A 13,342-nucleotide genomic window follows, 5' to 3' on the forward strand; every position below is an offset into this window, starting at 1 on the left:
CGTTGACTAGACGCATGCTGCTCTCGGTACCCACCTGGATCATCCATTTGCTGACCGTCAGCGAATGGTGTGCCGCCATCCTGCTATTGCGTCGCTATGCGATCCGCATCGAACGGCGGCGGCTGCGCTGGTTCGCCTACGCGATGATCCCGCACCTGCTCGCCGGACTCGCGGTGCTGGGCTTTCATCTGAGTGGTGACCAGGCCGATGGGCTGATCACGTTGTCGCGGCTGCTGACCTTTGTCGGCAGTCTGTCGCTGTTGTCCGCGACGCTCCTGTTGCTGCCCGAGGGGCGATTCTCGCCCGGGAGCACGGCAGCGGCGGTGATGGCCTTGGGTCTCGTTTGGGGCCTGTTCAGCTGGTGGTTTGGCGAGGCGGGATCAGCAGCACTGTTGCCCGCGGCGAATCTGGTCTACCTGGGGTTTTTGTTGATGCTGTTGGTGCTCTACCGGCAGGATCGGGCGCTGTTCTCGGCGCTGACCGTTTTCGGCTTCTGGTTCCTGTTGGTCTTCGTCGCGGTCACCATCACCACGACGCACATCGCCACCCAGCGCCTTGGCTTGCCGAGCCTGTCACATGCCGATCTCCTGCATGGCGCGAGTGAGGGTCTGCTCTCGGTCAGCAATTTCCTGATCGCATTTGGCGTCTATCGGCGGCTTCGGACCGCCCGGGTTCGTCCGAGCGAACCTGCTTGCTGGTTGAAATAGAACCATAACCAGCGGCAAAGGTGATAAACACGGTTTCAAGTTTTGGTTACTATGACGGGGATGTGAGCGCTGCTCAGGCTCGGTGACTCCCCGGGCGATTTTGCTTGGGCGCTCGGGTATGGCTGCCGAGGCGCTCATCCTAGCCGCCAGCTTGAGCCACCGATTACCCTGAATGGCGCAGATGGGAGATGGTCGTCATGCCGCTTGCTCGCGCGCCTGGCCTAGGTACTCCTGAAGGTCGATGAGGTTGTCTTGCTCCCAGGACCCTTGTGCCTTGCACTGGCGCAGTGCCCGACCTACCAAGGCATCAGCGGCGCGCATCGCTTGAACTTGCGTCGCGGTTAGCGCTTGGATGTGCTCTCCAAGGTCGAGAAAGAGGGTGACGTCAGTCGGTTGTTACCGAGCCCATTACAGGCAACTGACCCCTTGAACCGTCAGCAGGCTGCAGATGATGAATGGCAAAATCTAATGTTTTCCCAGGCCAACTCTTTGATGGATTGGGGTAATGAGGAAGATGAGGTCTGGAACGATGTGCCAGCCGTCTGATGTAGTATTGCTGCCTTTTCCATTCACTGATCTTTCCGCCTATAAAAAGCGTCCAGTTCTCATTGTCAACGGGGTAAATTCACGAGGTGACTTCTTGGCCGTACAAATTACATCGCAACCCGACCACGAAGGCTCTTTCGTTTTAGAGCAAAAAGATTTTATTCTTGGTGGCGTATGAGTCGTCTGACTTGACTTCATCGCTTGAAAAGCAACATTCGCGCCAGTCTCTTATCAAAATTCGCGCTTTACGTGGTTCCAGTCAGGAGGCCGGCCGCAAGTCGGTGTGCTGAAGCTGCGGGTTGATGTCCCAGCGACTGAATCATCGGGCTATGACGTCGGAAGGCATCCAGATCGAGAACGCTACCTCTTCACCTTACATAACAGGTCAGAATCTAGAGGTGGATGATGGTTGGACTCTGTCATGATGAGCGACCCCGATGGCTTAGCGCCAGTCCTCCAGGCGCAATCCACGAATCCGCTCGAACTCGTCGGTGTTGCTGGTCACCATCGTCAAGCCGCGCGCCAAAGCCGTCGCGCCGATCAGGACATCATAGGGGCCGATTGGCCTACCCCGGGCCTTTAGGTCCGCGCGCACCGAGGCGGCTGCTTGCGCATCGCCCAAGGCAAAGGGCAGCGTGGTGATGGACGCGAAAAACGCCTCCAGCACGGGCGTTAGCTCACGCGCCCGTGCCGGCTTCAGGTGCAACCCGAAGGCGACCTCCATGCGCGTCAGTGTCGAGACCGCGATCAAAGCCGGCGGCGTGGCCTTCACGCGCGCTAGCACCTTCGGCTTGCCCTTGACGAAGTCAGACACCGTGCAGGTGTCAAGCAGGTACCTCATGCCAGCGGATCATCAGTGGGCGCTGGCATCGCATCGCGCAGCGCCTCGAAACGCGGTGCATCTGGGATGCCCTCGAAGTTTGCCACCGCCGCTGGCCAGGCGGAGCGTTCCGCCAACCAGGCCTGCAGCGCCTGGGCAATCAGCGCCGAAGCGCTTTGTCCTTGCTGCTCCGCCACAGCGAACAGCCGCTCGCCGAGGGATGGATCAAGTTCGATATCAATGTGCATGATGTGTTGCTTGGGAAGTGGGAAAGGTCTGATGAGCATAGATCGAAACCACCGTGCGGGTCAGCTAGCGCCTAGGGGCTTGAGGCCTATCAGGTCAAGAGCAGCAACGAGGATGGCGATGGCCTCACACGCTCGGGACGGCTCTTGGCCTACCTGTTGGCGCAACGCCTACTGGCCCAGCGCACTGGTGCGGTGCTGATCTTCGATGAGGTCGACAGCTTCCTGACCGATCGAGGCCAGGCTCGGTACAGTTGGGAGCGCATGATCCAAGAGTGTCGGTTGAAGGGCAGTGAGCAGGTGCGGGCGGTTTGATGAATCCTGTCGCTGACCGCCACAAAAGCAATGTGAGCGCACCTTAACCAAATCGGTCCAGCAGGCGACAACGATGCAACATGCCTACAAACAAACGCTTGACCAACAGCTCGAAGACTTGCCAGAAGGGTTGACCGGCGAAATCCTCAACGGCCAACTGCATACCCAACCGCGCCCGGCTGGTCCGCATGCGCGCGCCGAAACTGAACTCAGTATCGACGTTGGCAGCGCTTACAGTCGTGGCCGTGGCGGACCGGGCGGCTGGTGGATCATCGTCGAGCCCGAGATCCACTTCATCAGCGATGTGGAGGTTGCGGTTCCAGATCTTGCGGGTTGGCGTCGAGAGCGGATGCCGCAAATCCCCGAGGGACATCGATTCGAGGTTGTTCCTGATTGGATCTGCGAGATTTTGTCTCCCTCGACCGAAAGCAAAGACCGGCGCATCAAGATGCCCCTCTATGCGCATGATGGCGTGGCCTACGCCTGGCTTGTCGACCCCAAGCGACGGCGTCTCGAGGCCTATGCGCTGGAGGCGGGTGAAATGTAATCAAGTGATTAGCTGGAGTACGCCCAGCGCTCATCCGCTGCGCCGGCCCCAATCCATCAGCAGAGGCATGCCCATGGAAGCGATACGAAAGATCGAACACATCACCAACGGCGAGCTGCGACTGCAACTGCCAGAAGCCTTCTGGGATTAGAACGTCGAGGTCATCATCCAGACCACGGCAAACGCATCGCTTTCCGGCACGGAGCCGCCCAAGAGCTTGCGCGGCAGCCTCAAACAGTATGCGCATCTGCGGCCGCTGCATGTCGGCTCTCCCCAGAACCTCTCAGCGCTGCACAGACCGGCGTACCGGACAAACCCTCGTGGGGCATCCGGCGATCAGTTTAGTCTAACGCCGATGACCAAACCCGGTTCATCGCCGTTACAACCTCATCCGCAGCGTTATTCGCAAGCGGCTGATCGTCGCCGCCGAGCGAAGCGACCGTGCGGGAATTTCCGCGCAAAGTTCTCCCCACCCACGGTCAAGCCGGATCTACGCAGTTAGTAGGAAGGCGCTTGGTCATGCACCAGATCTATTGGCCTTGAGCAGATGCCCAGACCTGCCCGATTTACCTCGCCGGCTCCAGCGCGGGCTGATCTGTTTCAGCGATCGGGAGCATCTCAGTGGCCGTCTCGGCGATCGAATGCATCGCTGGCATCGCCAGCCCTGGGTCAAGCTGTAGCGCGTGCAGCACGCGCCAGGCCAGCTCATCTGGGGAGCGGCTGATCACCTCGGCGGGGATCTCGTGCTTGCCGTTGAGGCGGTCGAAGTCCTCGAAGCCGTAGGAGACCATGAACGGGTGCATGCCGGAGTTGATGGCGGCGCGGAAGTCCTTGGCCTCGTCGCCGCAGGCGAAGGCGCAGGCGGGGTTGATGCTGAAGCGCTCGCGGGTCTGGCGGAAGTAGCCGAGCTTGTCTTCGCTGAGTGGTAGGTGAACCAGGAAGTCGAGCAGGTCGGGCTCGAGGCCGTGGCGCTCGAAGAGTTTGGTCAGGGTGACCAGGGGCTCGTTGGTGATGTTGCGGGTGACGATGCCAACGCGCACGTCATCGGCGGCGGCGAGACGGCGCAGCAGGGCTTCGATGCCGTCGAACATGCAGGCCTCTTCGCGATAGACCTCGGTCAGGGTGTCGATCAGCTTGGTGCGGCGACCGGGACCGATCTGACGCCTGAGATTCTGGGGCATCTCCTTGAAGCCGCCGATGTACTTGAACAGGTTGCGCCGCTTCTGAAAGCGCGAGAGTGGGCCGATGTCCATGCCGAGGTGGTTGAAGGTCTTCTCGATGGCGCGAAAGGCGTCGATCGTGGTGCCATCGGCGTCGAGGATCACAAGGCGGTCGTTGCTAAACATCGCGCTTATTGGACTCAGCAATGGTCTCGGGAGGCGCCTTGCGGTGGTGACGCTGACCTGTCCCTCTAGGTCGCGGTTCGCCTGACGATCGCTGTCGACGGGCCAACCGCGTGGTGGCGCGATTTTCGCACATTCTGGCGGCTGCGGAATCATCTGACGGTCGCTCAGATCGCGGTTCAGCGTCCTCGGTGCCCAATCACCCGATTGCGCTCAGCCTCAGCCTCAGCCGAATCCATCGAATCCGCTAAAGCCGCCGAGACGAATGGTCTTGAGCCTGTACAATCAGGCCCGGTATCGGCTGACCCCTGGCCGTTCTCTTCTCATCGCAGCGAGGTGACCATGCCGTTAACGATTCGATCGAGCGCGTTTGCCGAGGGCGCGCCCATCCCCGTCCAGTACAGCTGTGATGGCGAGGATCGCTCGCCGCCGCTGGAGTGGGACGGGGTGCCGGAGGGCACGCAGAGTCTGGCCTTGATCATCGATGATCCGGATGCGCCCGACCCCGCCGCGCCGACCATGACCTATGTGCACTGGGTGCTCTACAACCTGCCGCTTTCGCTGGGCGGGCTGCCGGAGGCCTTTGAGCCGGCGACCCTGGCGACGGTGATCGGCGAGGGGATCAACGACTGGCGCCGCACCGCTTATGGTGGACCCTGTCCGCCGATCGGCCGGCATCGCTACTTCCATAAGTTGTACGCGCTGGATACCAGTCTGTACGGCCTGCTGCGGCCGACCAAGGCCGATCTGGAGCGGGCGATGCGTGGCCATGTGATCGAGCAGGCGACCCTGATCGGCACCTACCAGCGCTGATGTCCCAGACATCTCAGACATCTCAGGCATCCTAAGACATGAACCTGAAGCTGCCGAAGCCTTATATCACCTTCCTCGCCATCTGCCTGGTGGCGGGGCCGTTTATCTGGCTGGTGCTGACCGAGGACGGCAAGCGGCGCAGCGATCTGTTTCTGCTGCATCTGCTGGGGCATCAGCCATTCAATCTGGCGGTCGCCAACCTGCGCCCCGAGGTCGAGGAGCAGGCGCTGTTGGCGCAGTTCTCGCGGGTCGACTTCGTCTGCGATGATCAGCCGAGCGGGCTGGGTGACCGGCGCTGTGTCGCGCCGATCGGTTCGTTCAATGGGATACCCGCGCGCAGCGCCCAACTGCATTGGGATGATGACCAGCTGAAGGCGGTGCGGGTCGACTATCGCCGCCGTTGGCACGAGGCGTTGCTCGAGGAGCTGCAGGGGCGGCATGGTCAGCCCAGGCGCGACAGCGTCGGCAGCGGGATCGTGCTCGCCTGGCGCCTGCGCGATGGGATGCTGCTGGTGCCGGAGACCCCCGCCGAGGAGGAAACCCCAGCGCTTATGTGGGTGGCGGGGCAGGACTAGCCACCGCGCGCATGCGCCTTTGGCGTCTCGATCCGTCGCCACTGGCGGCCATCGCGCTTGATCATGTCGCCGGCGGCGGGCGGCCCCCAGGTGCCGGCGGCGTAGTTGGGGAACTCGCGCGGGGGCAGCGCGGCCCAGACGTCGATCACCGATTGCACGATCTCCCAGCCTTTTTCGACCGTCTCGGCGTGCTTGAACAGGGTCGCGTCGCCCTTCATGCAGTCGTAGATCAGGGTCTCGTAGCCGGTCGCCGGTTTGTTGCCGAAGTAGTCCTCGTAGCAGAAGTCCATGTTGACGGTGCCGATCTTCATCGTCGGTCCCGGCACCTTGGCGCCGAAGCTCATCTGGATGCCTTCGTTGGGCTGGATGCGCAGCACCAACATATCGGCCTCGAGTTCATTGACCTCGGTGTCTTGGAACATGATGGTCGGCGCCTTCTTGAAGTGGATCGACACCTCGGTGTACTGCGCGGTGAGCCGCTTGCCGGTGCGCAGATAGAAGGGCACCCCGGCCCAGCGCCAGTTGTCCATGGTCAGCTTGAGCGCGGCGAAGGTCTCGGTGTGCGAGCTCGGCTTGACCCCGGGTGAGGTCCGATAGGCCTTGACCTGCTCGCCATTGGGCATGGTGCCGGCGCCATATTGCCCGCGCACGGCATGGGTCAGCACCTGCTCCGGGGTCAGCGGGATGACCGCATCGAGCACCTTGTTGACCTCGTCGCGGATCGCCTTGGCGTCGAACGAGTTCGGCGGCTCCATGGCCAGGAAGCCGAGCAGCACCAGCAGATGGTTCGGCATCATGTCGCGCAGCGCGCCGGCCTCCTCGTAGTAGGCGCCGCGATGCTCGACCCCGACCGACTCGGCGACGGTGATCTGCACATGGTCGATATGGTTGCGGTTCCACAGCGGCTCGATGAAGCTGTTGGCGAAGCGGAACACCATGATGTTCTGCACCGTCTCCTTGCCGAGATAGTGGTCGATGCGATAGATCTGCTCCTCGTTCATGTTGCGGTGCAGGTCTTCATTGAGCGCGATCGCCGAGTCCAGATCGCGTCCGAACGGCTTCTCGATGATCACCCGGCGCCAGTCGTCCTCGGTCTCGTGCAGCAGCCCGACCTCGCCGAGATGATCGGTTACCGTGCCGAACATGCTCGGCGGGATGGCGAGATAGAACAGGTAGTTGCCCTCGGTATCGCGTTCCGCGTCGATGCGGCTCAGGTGCTCGCAGAGCAGCTCGTAGTCGGCCCCGGCGAGCATATCGATCTTCATGTAATGGATGCGCTCTTCGAGCTGCGTCCAGAGTTCGGGGCGGAAGTTGTTGCCCGAGGTCGCCCGCAGATGTTCGGAGAACAGGGCGCGGAAGCTGGCATCGTCATGATCCAGTCGGTCGAGGCCGAGCATGACGAAGCTCTCCGGCAGCAGGCCGGCGGACCAGAGGTGATAGAGCGAGGGGATCAGCTTGCGCTTGGTGAGATCGCCACCGGCGCCGAAGATGATCATCACATTCGGTGGCGCTGGTGGCGCGGTGTTGAAGCCGGTGTGGTTCAACGACATGGTTTGCGGTTCCATCAGCCCTCCGCTTTCTCGTGGTGGCCACCGAACTGGTAGCGCATCGCCGACAGCAATTGATTGGCGAAGCCGGCCTCGCCCTGGGAGTTGAAGCGCTCGTAGAGGGCGGTGGTGAGCAGCGGCGCCGGGGTGCCGCTCTCGATCGCCGCGATGCTGGTCCAGCGACCCTCGCCGGAGTCGGAGACGCGCCCGCCAAAGGCCTTCAGCTCCGGGTCCTCGGCGAGCGCATTGGCGGTCAGGTCGAGCAGCCAGGAGGACACCACCGAGCCGCGCCGCCAGAGCTCGGCGATGCGCGGCAGGTCCATCTCGTATTGGTAGAACTCGGGGTCGGAGAGCGGGGCGGTCTCGGCATCGACGGTCTGATCGGCGCGGCCAACGCCGGCGTGCTTGAGGATGTTCAGGCCCTCGGCATAGGCCGCCATGAGGGCGTATTCGATGCCGTTATGGACCATCTTGACGAAGTGGCCGGCACCATTGGGGCCACAGTGCAGATAGCCCAGCTCGGCGCGGTCGTAGTCGCCCGTGCGCCCCTGGGTGCGCTCGATCTCGCCGGCGCCGGGGGCGAGCGCGGCGAAGATTGGGTCGAGGTGCCGCACCGCGGCCTCGTCGCCGCCGATCATCAGGCAGTAGCCGCGCTCGAGACCAAACACGCCGCCGCTGGTGCCACAGTCGACGAACTGGATGCCCTTGGCATGCAGGCGCTTGGCGTGGCGGATGTCCTCCTTGTAGTAGGAGTTACCGCCGTCGATGATCATGTCGCCCGGCTCGAGATGCGGCTCGAGCTGGTCGATGACCCTGTCGACCACGGCCGCGGGCACCATCACCCAGACCGCGCGCGGCTGGCTGAGCTTGGCGCAGAAGTCGGCGATGTCGCTGCTGCCGATGGCGCCTTGTGTCTCCAGTTGCGCGACGCTGGTTGGATCGGTGTCGTAGACGACGCACGCATGGCCGGCGCGCAGCAGTCGTTGCACCATGTTGGCGCCCATGCGCCCGAGTCCGATCATTCCGAGTTGCATGCTGGCGGGTCCTCTCTGTCGTGGTGGGTGTCGTGGTGGGTTCTACCCAGATTTGGCAAGGGTTGGCGCCGGCTGGCGCGGCCAGCTGACCTCGACCGCGCGGGCGTTCAACGGATAGAGACCGGTGTCGAGTCGTGGGTTGCTTCAGCGAGCCTCCAGCACCAGGACGCTGCGGGCCTGTGCGCGGATGCTGTCGCGATCGATCCGCTGCTGATCGTGAACTGACCAGATGTAGGGTGCTCGGGCGGTATCGATAGCGCTGTACCAGCGCCGTCCAGGCATCGGTGGTAGCTCGAATTCCTTCGGCTCTTTCCACATATTCATGATCACATGCAGGTGCGGTTCGTGCGGCTCAAGCCCAGCTAGCGTGAAGGCGAGCACGCGGGTGCCCGGATCATCCCAGAGGGGTGTGTCGAGCTTGGTCCCGTGCCAGCGGATGTCCGGGATGCCGCCCTCGTGGGTGGGCTGGCCGGTGAGGAAGCGATCGCGGCGCAGCGTGGCATGACGATGCCGAAAGGCGATCATGGCGCGGGTAAACGCGAGCATGGTGCGATTCTCATCGGCCAACCGCCAGTCGATCCAAGACAGCTCGTTGTCTTGGCAGTAGGTGTTGTTGTTGCCCTGCTTGGTGCGCAGCAGCTCGTCGCCGGCGAGCAACATGGGGACGCCCTGGCTGAGCAGCAGCAGGGCGACGAAGTTGCGCGCCTGCTGCTGGCGTAGGGCGAGGATTGCCTGATCGTCGGTCGGGCCTTCAACGCCGCCGTTCCAGCTCAGGTTGTGATTGTGCCCGTCGCGGTTGTCCTCGCCGTTGGCCTGGTTGTGCTTTTCGTCGTAGCTGACCAGATCATGCAGCGTGAAGCCGTCATGGCAGGTGATCAGGTTGATCGAGTTGGCTGGGCGGCGGCCGCGGCTCTGATAGAGGTCGCTGGAGCCGGCGATGCGGGTGGCGACGTCGCCGATCAGGCCGCCATCGCCGCGCACGAAGGCGCGCATCACGTCGCGATAGTTGCCGTTCCATTCGGCCCAGCGAAAGCCGGGAAAGTCGCCCACCTGATAGAGCCCGGCGGCATCCCAGGCCTCGGCGATGATGTGCGCGCGGCCCAGCTCGGGCGAGAGCTCGACCGACCAGAGCACCGGTGCGTGATACTGCGGCTCGCCGTCTTCGCCGCGCGCCATGGCGCTGGCGAGGTCGAAGCGGAAGCCGTCGACGTGCATGTCGCGCGCCCAGTAGTGCAGTGAATCGATGAGGAAGCGCGTCACCAGTGGATGGTTACAGTTCACGGTGTTACCACAGCCGGTATAGTCGCGGTACTGGCTGCGGTCATTGAAGTCGAGGTGGTAGAAGACCTCGTTGCCCATGCCCTTGAAGTTGATGATTGGCCCTTCGGCGCCGCCCTCGGCGGTGTGGTTGTAGACCACGTCGAGGATCACGCCGATACCGGCACGGTGCAGCGCCTTGACCATGTCGCGGAACTCGTCGCGCGCTTGGCGCGGGTCGCAGGCATAGTGCGGGTGCGGTGCGAAGAAGCTATGGGTGCTGTAGCCCCAAAAATTCTTTAGCCCCATCTGCGCGGTCTTCGGCGGCACGTCCTGGAGATCGAAGGCCATGATCGGTAGCAGCTCCACATGGGTGATGCCAAGCTCGGTGAGGTAAGGGATCTTCTCGATGATGGCGCGGAAGGTGCCCGGATGCTGGGTGTTCGCGGAGGGATGACGGCTGAAGCCGCCAACGTGCAGCTCGTAGATGACGGCCTCGGTGAGCGGCACATGCAGATGTTGATCGCCTTCCCAGTCGTACTCGTCGCGAATCAGCAGCGAGCGCATTGCGCTGGCGAGATTGCTGCCTGGGCGGCAGGCGGCGGCGCGATCCCAGAGCCGATCACTGACCGCGGTGCACCAGGGGTCGAGTAAGAGCTTGTCGGGATCATGGCGACAGCCGCTTTCGCGGGTGTCGCTGGGGCCATCGATGCGCCAGCCGTAACAGATGCCGTCTGGCAGTCCTTCGACGAGTACATGCCAGAAGAAGAAGGTGCGGTGGGTGTTGGGGTCGAGCTGGATGATCTGGAATGGCTCGCGGCTGTGTTCATGCTCGAACAGCAGCAGTTCCACCTGGGTGGCATGCCGCGAGAAACAGCAGAAATTGACGCCGTTGTCGGCGAAGGTCGCGCCGGAGAGTCCCCAGTCGCCGGCTTGGGTGCGATAGTGCGTGGCTGCCATGGGTGGGATTTTCCTTATGGATCTGAATCTCGGTCTGGGTCTGGGCCTGCTCGAGCCCGGCGCTGGTGAGCTGAGATGCTGGCGCCGAGCCTCTGGTGCCCCAATGGTAATGCCTCAGCGCAGACGAAGATATGACTGTGTCGTCACGCTGCCTGCGGGTAGCTGCGACGAATGCGTAGAATGGCGGAAGATCAATCTGAGAGCGAAACGAATGCGATATTGCAGCCAATGCGGATCGGGCGTGACCTTGACGGTGCCCGAAGGCGATAACATGCCGCGCCACGTCTGCGCCCAATGCGGCACCATCCACTACCAAAACCCGAAGATTGTCGTCGGCTGCATCCCCGAGTGGGGAGATCAGCTGCTGCTGTGCAAGCGTGCCATCGAGCCTCGCTATGGGCTCTGGACACTACCGGCTGGCTTCATGGAAAACGGCGAGACGGTGCAGCAGGGCGCAGCGCGCGAGACCTGGGAGGAGGCTGAAGCCCGAGTGGAGGTCGGACGCCTCTATGCGCTGTTTAATCTGCCGCATATCAACCAGGTCTATATGCTGTTTCGCGCGCGCATGCTCGAGCCTGAATTCGGGCCGGGTAGCGAGAGTCTCGAGACACAACTGATGACAGAGTCGGAGATCCCTTGGGATGAAATCGCCTTTCCGGTGATTCAGGAATCGCTGCAGCTGTACTTTCGCGACCGCGCCGCTGGTCACTTTCCCTTGCGCACAGGCAGCATTTGTCGTCTGGATGGTCCCGGGCGTCGCTACGAAGTGACGCTTGAGGACGAGCCTGTCTGACGGTCGCGCTCGGGCTTGCTGTGCTTGCTTCGGTCCGCGGACCTCACTGACTAGTTCGACTGATGCTGAGTCCTTCGCTGTCCCTTTCTCCCTGAGCTTGGGTGTGGTCCTGAGAAGAGCGCACTCTTCTCCGCTTCCTGCCCCGTCTCCCGGCCTGCTTGACCTCCTCTTGCTCGGCGGCGGCGCAGTCTTGTGCGAGCACTGCTGCGAGCACTGCTGCGAGCACTGCTGCGAGCACTGCTGCGAGCACTGCTGCGAGCACTGCTAGGTGCCACTGGCAAGCTAAAAGTGTCGCTTTCTTGATCTGGGCGGGGTTGATCGAGGAATCGCTTCAATCTGCCGTCCTGTCGCTAGACGCTCCGAATCGGATGCGCTATACCTGAAGTCATAAGTTAGAAAATTCTAATATTATTGACTAATTGACTTTTCGCAATACTAGATCGGCCGCAGCGGACCTAGGGCGCGCTGCATGCAAACCAATCTGGTGTTGGATGCTCGGAGAGCGACGGAGTGGGGAGACTGGCCTTGAATGAGCCATGCCAACGGCTCCGCGTTTCTTTAATGCCCGAGCCATGAGAGGTGGTATCGGCTCATGAAAACGACAGGTGAGTGGCTAGAGAAAGAAATCGGTCCGAGGATCTCGGATCAGTTAGACATTGGAGGCATCGATCGACGCAGTTTCATTAAATTTGCGGCGAGTATGACAGTGGCAATGGGTTTGCCGGTTGGCATGTCAGGCCGGGTCATGGCGGCGATTGAAGAGGAGGCGGCGCGACCAGTGGTGATCTGGCTGCATTTTCAGGAATGCACCGGTTGTACTGAGTCATTACTGCGCTCGACACATCCGACGCTTGAGACCCTGATTCTCGACATGGTCTCGCTCGATTATTCGGAGACGTTGCTTGCCGCAGCCGGTCATCAGGCTGAGGCGGCCTTGCATGACTCGATGCAGGCCAATGACGGGCGCTTCATTCTGGTCGTCGAGGGCTCGGTGCCAACCGCAGACAACGGCAATTTCTGTAAGGTCGCAGGCCAGACCCCGCAGCAGATGCTGCACAAGATCGCACCGCATGCCGTGGCTGCCATCGCGATCGGCTCCTGTGCTTCTTGGGGTGGCGTGCAAAGCGCAGCGCCGAACCCGACTGGTGCAGTGGGGTTGGCGAAGGCGCTCGAGATGGAGGGCATCATCAAGACCGACGGCAGTGCGTTGCCGGTGATCAACCTGCCGGGCTGCCCGGCCTCGCCCTACAACTTCCTCTCGACCGTTCTCTATTACCTGACGCTGAAAGAACTGCCAGCACTGGATGCGAAAGGGCGGTCGCAATTCGCCTATGGGCGGCTGATCCACGAGAACTGCGAGCGGCGTCCGCACTATGACGCTGGGCGCTTCGCTCAGGAATACGGCGACGAAGGTCATCGCCAGGGCTATTGCCTCTACAAGCTCGGCTGCAAGGGTCCAGAGACCTATGCCAATTGCCCGGCGATCGAGTTTGGCGATGTCGGCGGCAATACCTGGCCGGTTGGCATTGGGCATCCCTGCTTCGGCTGCTCCGAGCAGGGGGTGGGCTTCCACAAGGCGCTACATGAGCAGGCTGATGTGACCTCAGTGACGCCGCCGTCGATGTTTCCAGGCATCTTCACCGAGCACGGTGGTGGCATCGGTGTTGGCTCTGCGGCGCTCGCCGGCGCGGTCGCGGGTGGTGCCACGGTTTACGCGCTGGGCGCTTACGACAAGCTCAAGCGTGCGGAGAAGGCTGAGGCCTCAGAGTCCAGTTAGCAAGCCAGTTAGCAAGCCAGTCAGCAAGCCAGTCAGCAAGCCAGTCAGCAAGCCAGTCAGCAA

The 13,342-nt window shown here is 62.2% G+C and carries 14 protein-coding genes; 8 read left to right on the top strand and 6 right to left on the bottom strand.

Annotated elements, in window-relative coordinates; all coding sequences use genetic code 11:
• Positions 1-2: 2 nt before the first annotated feature.
• Positions 3-707, top strand: coding sequence for a DUF2499 domain-containing protein (locus CCR96_RS09530; protein ID WP_242518822.1), 705 nt, complete (start codon positions 3-5; stop codon positions 705-707).
• Positions 708-1,055: 348 nt separating this feature from the next.
• Positions 1,056-1,253 carry a hypothetical protein gene (locus tag CCR96_RS09535; RefSeq protein ID WP_201219896.1) on the top strand — a complete coding sequence of 66 codons (198 nt, stop codon included), beginning with the start codon at positions 1,056-1,058 and terminating at the stop codon, positions 1,251-1,253.
• Between the two features lie 442 nt (positions 1,254-1,695).
• Here the strand turns inward: CCR96_RS09535 and CCR96_RS09540 are convergent, their stop codons facing one another.
• Positions 1,696-2,094 carry a type II toxin-antitoxin system VapC family toxin gene (locus CCR96_RS09540; RefSeq protein WP_201219897.1) on the bottom strand — a complete coding sequence of 133 codons (399 nt, stop codon included), beginning with the start codon at positions 2,092-2,094 and terminating at the stop codon, positions 1,696-1,698.
• On the bottom strand, positions 2,091-2,321 hold the full coding sequence (locus tag CCR96_RS09545) for a ribbon-helix-helix domain-containing protein (RefSeq protein ID WP_201219898.1): 231 nt from the start codon (positions 2,319-2,321) through the stop codon (positions 2,091-2,093). The genes CCR96_RS09540 and CCR96_RS09545 overlap by 4 nt, the downstream gene beginning before the upstream one ends.
• A 144-nt stretch (positions 2,322-2,465) precedes the next feature.
• Here CCR96_RS09545 and CCR96_RS09550 point away from each other — a divergent pair, with 144 nt between their 5' ends.
• The gene (locus tag CCR96_RS09550; protein ID WP_201219948.1) at positions 2,466-2,633 is read left to right on the top strand and encodes a hypothetical protein; all 168 of its coding nucleotides are present in this window, start codon (positions 2,466-2,468) and stop codon (positions 2,631-2,633) included.
• A gap of 73 nt (positions 2,634-2,706) precedes the next feature.
• On the top strand, positions 2,707-3,180 hold the full coding sequence (locus CCR96_RS09555; RefSeq protein ID WP_201219899.1) for a Uma2 family endonuclease: 474 nt from the start codon (positions 2,707-2,709) through the stop codon (positions 3,178-3,180).
• A gap of 566 nt (positions 3,181-3,746) precedes the next feature.
• On the opposite strand, the gene CCR96_RS09560 is transcribed toward CCR96_RS09555, so the two are convergent.
• On the bottom strand, positions 3,747-4,526 hold the full coding sequence (locus tag CCR96_RS09560; protein ID WP_201219900.1) for an HAD family hydrolase: 780 nt from the start codon (positions 4,524-4,526) through the stop codon (positions 3,747-3,749).
• Between the two features lie 339 nt (positions 4,527-4,865).
• Here CCR96_RS09560 and CCR96_RS09565 point away from each other — a divergent pair, with 339 nt between their 5' ends.
• Both CCR96_RS09565 and CCR96_RS09570 read left to right on the top strand, forming a co-directional pair.
• Positions 4,866-5,336: a YbhB/YbcL family Raf kinase inhibitor-like protein gene (locus tag CCR96_RS09565; protein ID WP_201219901.1), complete on the top strand. Its 471-nt coding sequence runs from the start codon at positions 4,866-4,868 to the stop codon at positions 5,334-5,336.
• Positions 5,337-5,374: 38 nt separating this feature from the next.
• Positions 5,375-5,911 carry a hypothetical protein gene (locus tag CCR96_RS09570; RefSeq protein ID WP_201219902.1) on the top strand — a complete coding sequence of 179 codons (537 nt, stop codon included), beginning with the start codon at positions 5,375-5,377 and terminating at the stop codon, positions 5,909-5,911.
• Here the strand turns inward: CCR96_RS09570 and zwf are convergent.
• The 3 genes from zwf to glgX form a co-directional block, all read right to left on the bottom strand.
• Positions 5,908-7,476, bottom strand: a complete 1,569-nt coding sequence (gene zwf, locus CCR96_RS09575) for a glucose-6-phosphate dehydrogenase (protein ID WP_242518827.1) — start codon at positions 7,474-7,476, stop codon at positions 5,908-5,910. The two genes, CCR96_RS09570 and zwf, sit on opposite strands and share 4 nt — an antisense overlap.
• The gene (gene gnd, locus CCR96_RS09580) at positions 7,476-8,492 is read right to left on the bottom strand and encodes a phosphogluconate dehydrogenase (NAD(+)-dependent, decarboxylating) (protein ID WP_201219903.1); all 1,017 of its coding nucleotides are present in this window, start codon (positions 8,490-8,492) and stop codon (positions 7,476-7,478) included. The genes zwf and gnd overlap by 1 nt, the downstream gene beginning before the upstream one ends.
• Before the next feature lie 144 nt (positions 8,493-8,636).
• Positions 8,637-10,709, bottom strand: a complete 2,073-nt coding sequence (gene glgX, locus CCR96_RS09585) for a glycogen debranching protein GlgX (RefSeq protein ID WP_201219904.1) — start codon at positions 10,707-10,709, stop codon at positions 8,637-8,639.
• Between the two features lie 211 nt (positions 10,710-10,920).
• Between glgX and CCR96_RS09590 the strand changes: the two genes are divergently transcribed.
• A complete protein-coding gene (locus CCR96_RS09590) occupies positions 10,921-11,502 on the top strand; it encodes an NUDIX hydrolase (protein ID WP_201219905.1) in 582 nt (193 codons plus the stop codon).
• A 592-nt stretch (positions 11,503-12,094) separates the two neighbouring features.
• Positions 12,095-13,279: a hydrogenase small subunit gene (locus CCR96_RS09595; protein ID WP_201219906.1), complete on the top strand. Its 1,185-nt coding sequence runs from the start codon at positions 12,095-12,097 to the stop codon at positions 13,277-13,279.
• The last annotated feature ends 63 nt before the right edge of the window (positions 13,280-13,342 follow it).

It is taken from the genome of Halochromatium roseum, assembly GCF_016653315.1.
Lineage (GTDB): Bacteria > Pseudomonadota > Gammaproteobacteria > Chromatiales > Chromatiaceae > Lamprobacter > Lamprobacter roseus.

What these genes read in the sequence shown, in the direction of transcription:
- gnd (WP_201219903.1), bottom strand. Translation starts at nt 8,492, where the DNA reads ATGCAACTCGGAATGATCGGACTCGGGCGCATGGGCGCCAACATGGTG.
- CCR96_RS09570 (WP_201219902.1), top strand. Translation starts at nt 5,375, where the DNA reads ATGAACCTGAAGCTGCCGAAGCCTTATATCACCTTCCTCGCCATCTGC.
- CCR96_RS09540 (WP_201219897.1), bottom strand. Translation starts at nt 2,094, where the DNA reads ATGAGGTACCTGCTTGACACCTGCACGGTGTCTGACTTCGTCAAGGGC.
- zwf (WP_242518827.1), bottom strand. Translation starts at nt 7,476, where the DNA reads ATGGAACCGCAAACCATGTCGTTGAACCACACCGGCTTCAACACCGCG.
- CCR96_RS09590 (WP_201219905.1), top strand. Translation starts at nt 10,921, where the DNA reads ATGCGATATTGCAGCCAATGCGGATCGGGCGTGACCTTGACGGTGCCC.
- glgX (WP_201219904.1), bottom strand. Translation starts at nt 10,709, where the DNA reads ATGGCAGCCACGCACTATCGCACCCAAGCCGGCGACTGGGGACTCTCC.
- CCR96_RS09545 (WP_201219898.1), bottom strand. Translation starts at nt 2,321, where the DNA reads ATGCACATTGATATCGAACTTGATCCATCCCTCGGCGAGCGGCTGTTC.
- CCR96_RS09565 (WP_201219901.1), top strand. Translation starts at nt 4,866, where the DNA reads ATGCCGTTAACGATTCGATCGAGCGCGTTTGCCGAGGGCGCGCCCATC.
- CCR96_RS09555 (WP_201219899.1), top strand. Translation starts at nt 2,707, where the DNA reads ATGCAACATGCCTACAAACAAACGCTTGACCAACAGCTCGAAGACTTG.
- CCR96_RS09595 (WP_201219906.1), top strand. Translation starts at nt 12,095, where the DNA reads ATGAAAACGACAGGTGAGTGGCTAGAGAAAGAAATCGGTCCGAGGATC.
- CCR96_RS09560 (WP_201219900.1), bottom strand. Translation starts at nt 4,526, where the DNA reads ATGTTTAGCAACGACCGCCTTGTGATCCTCGACGCCGATGGCACCACG.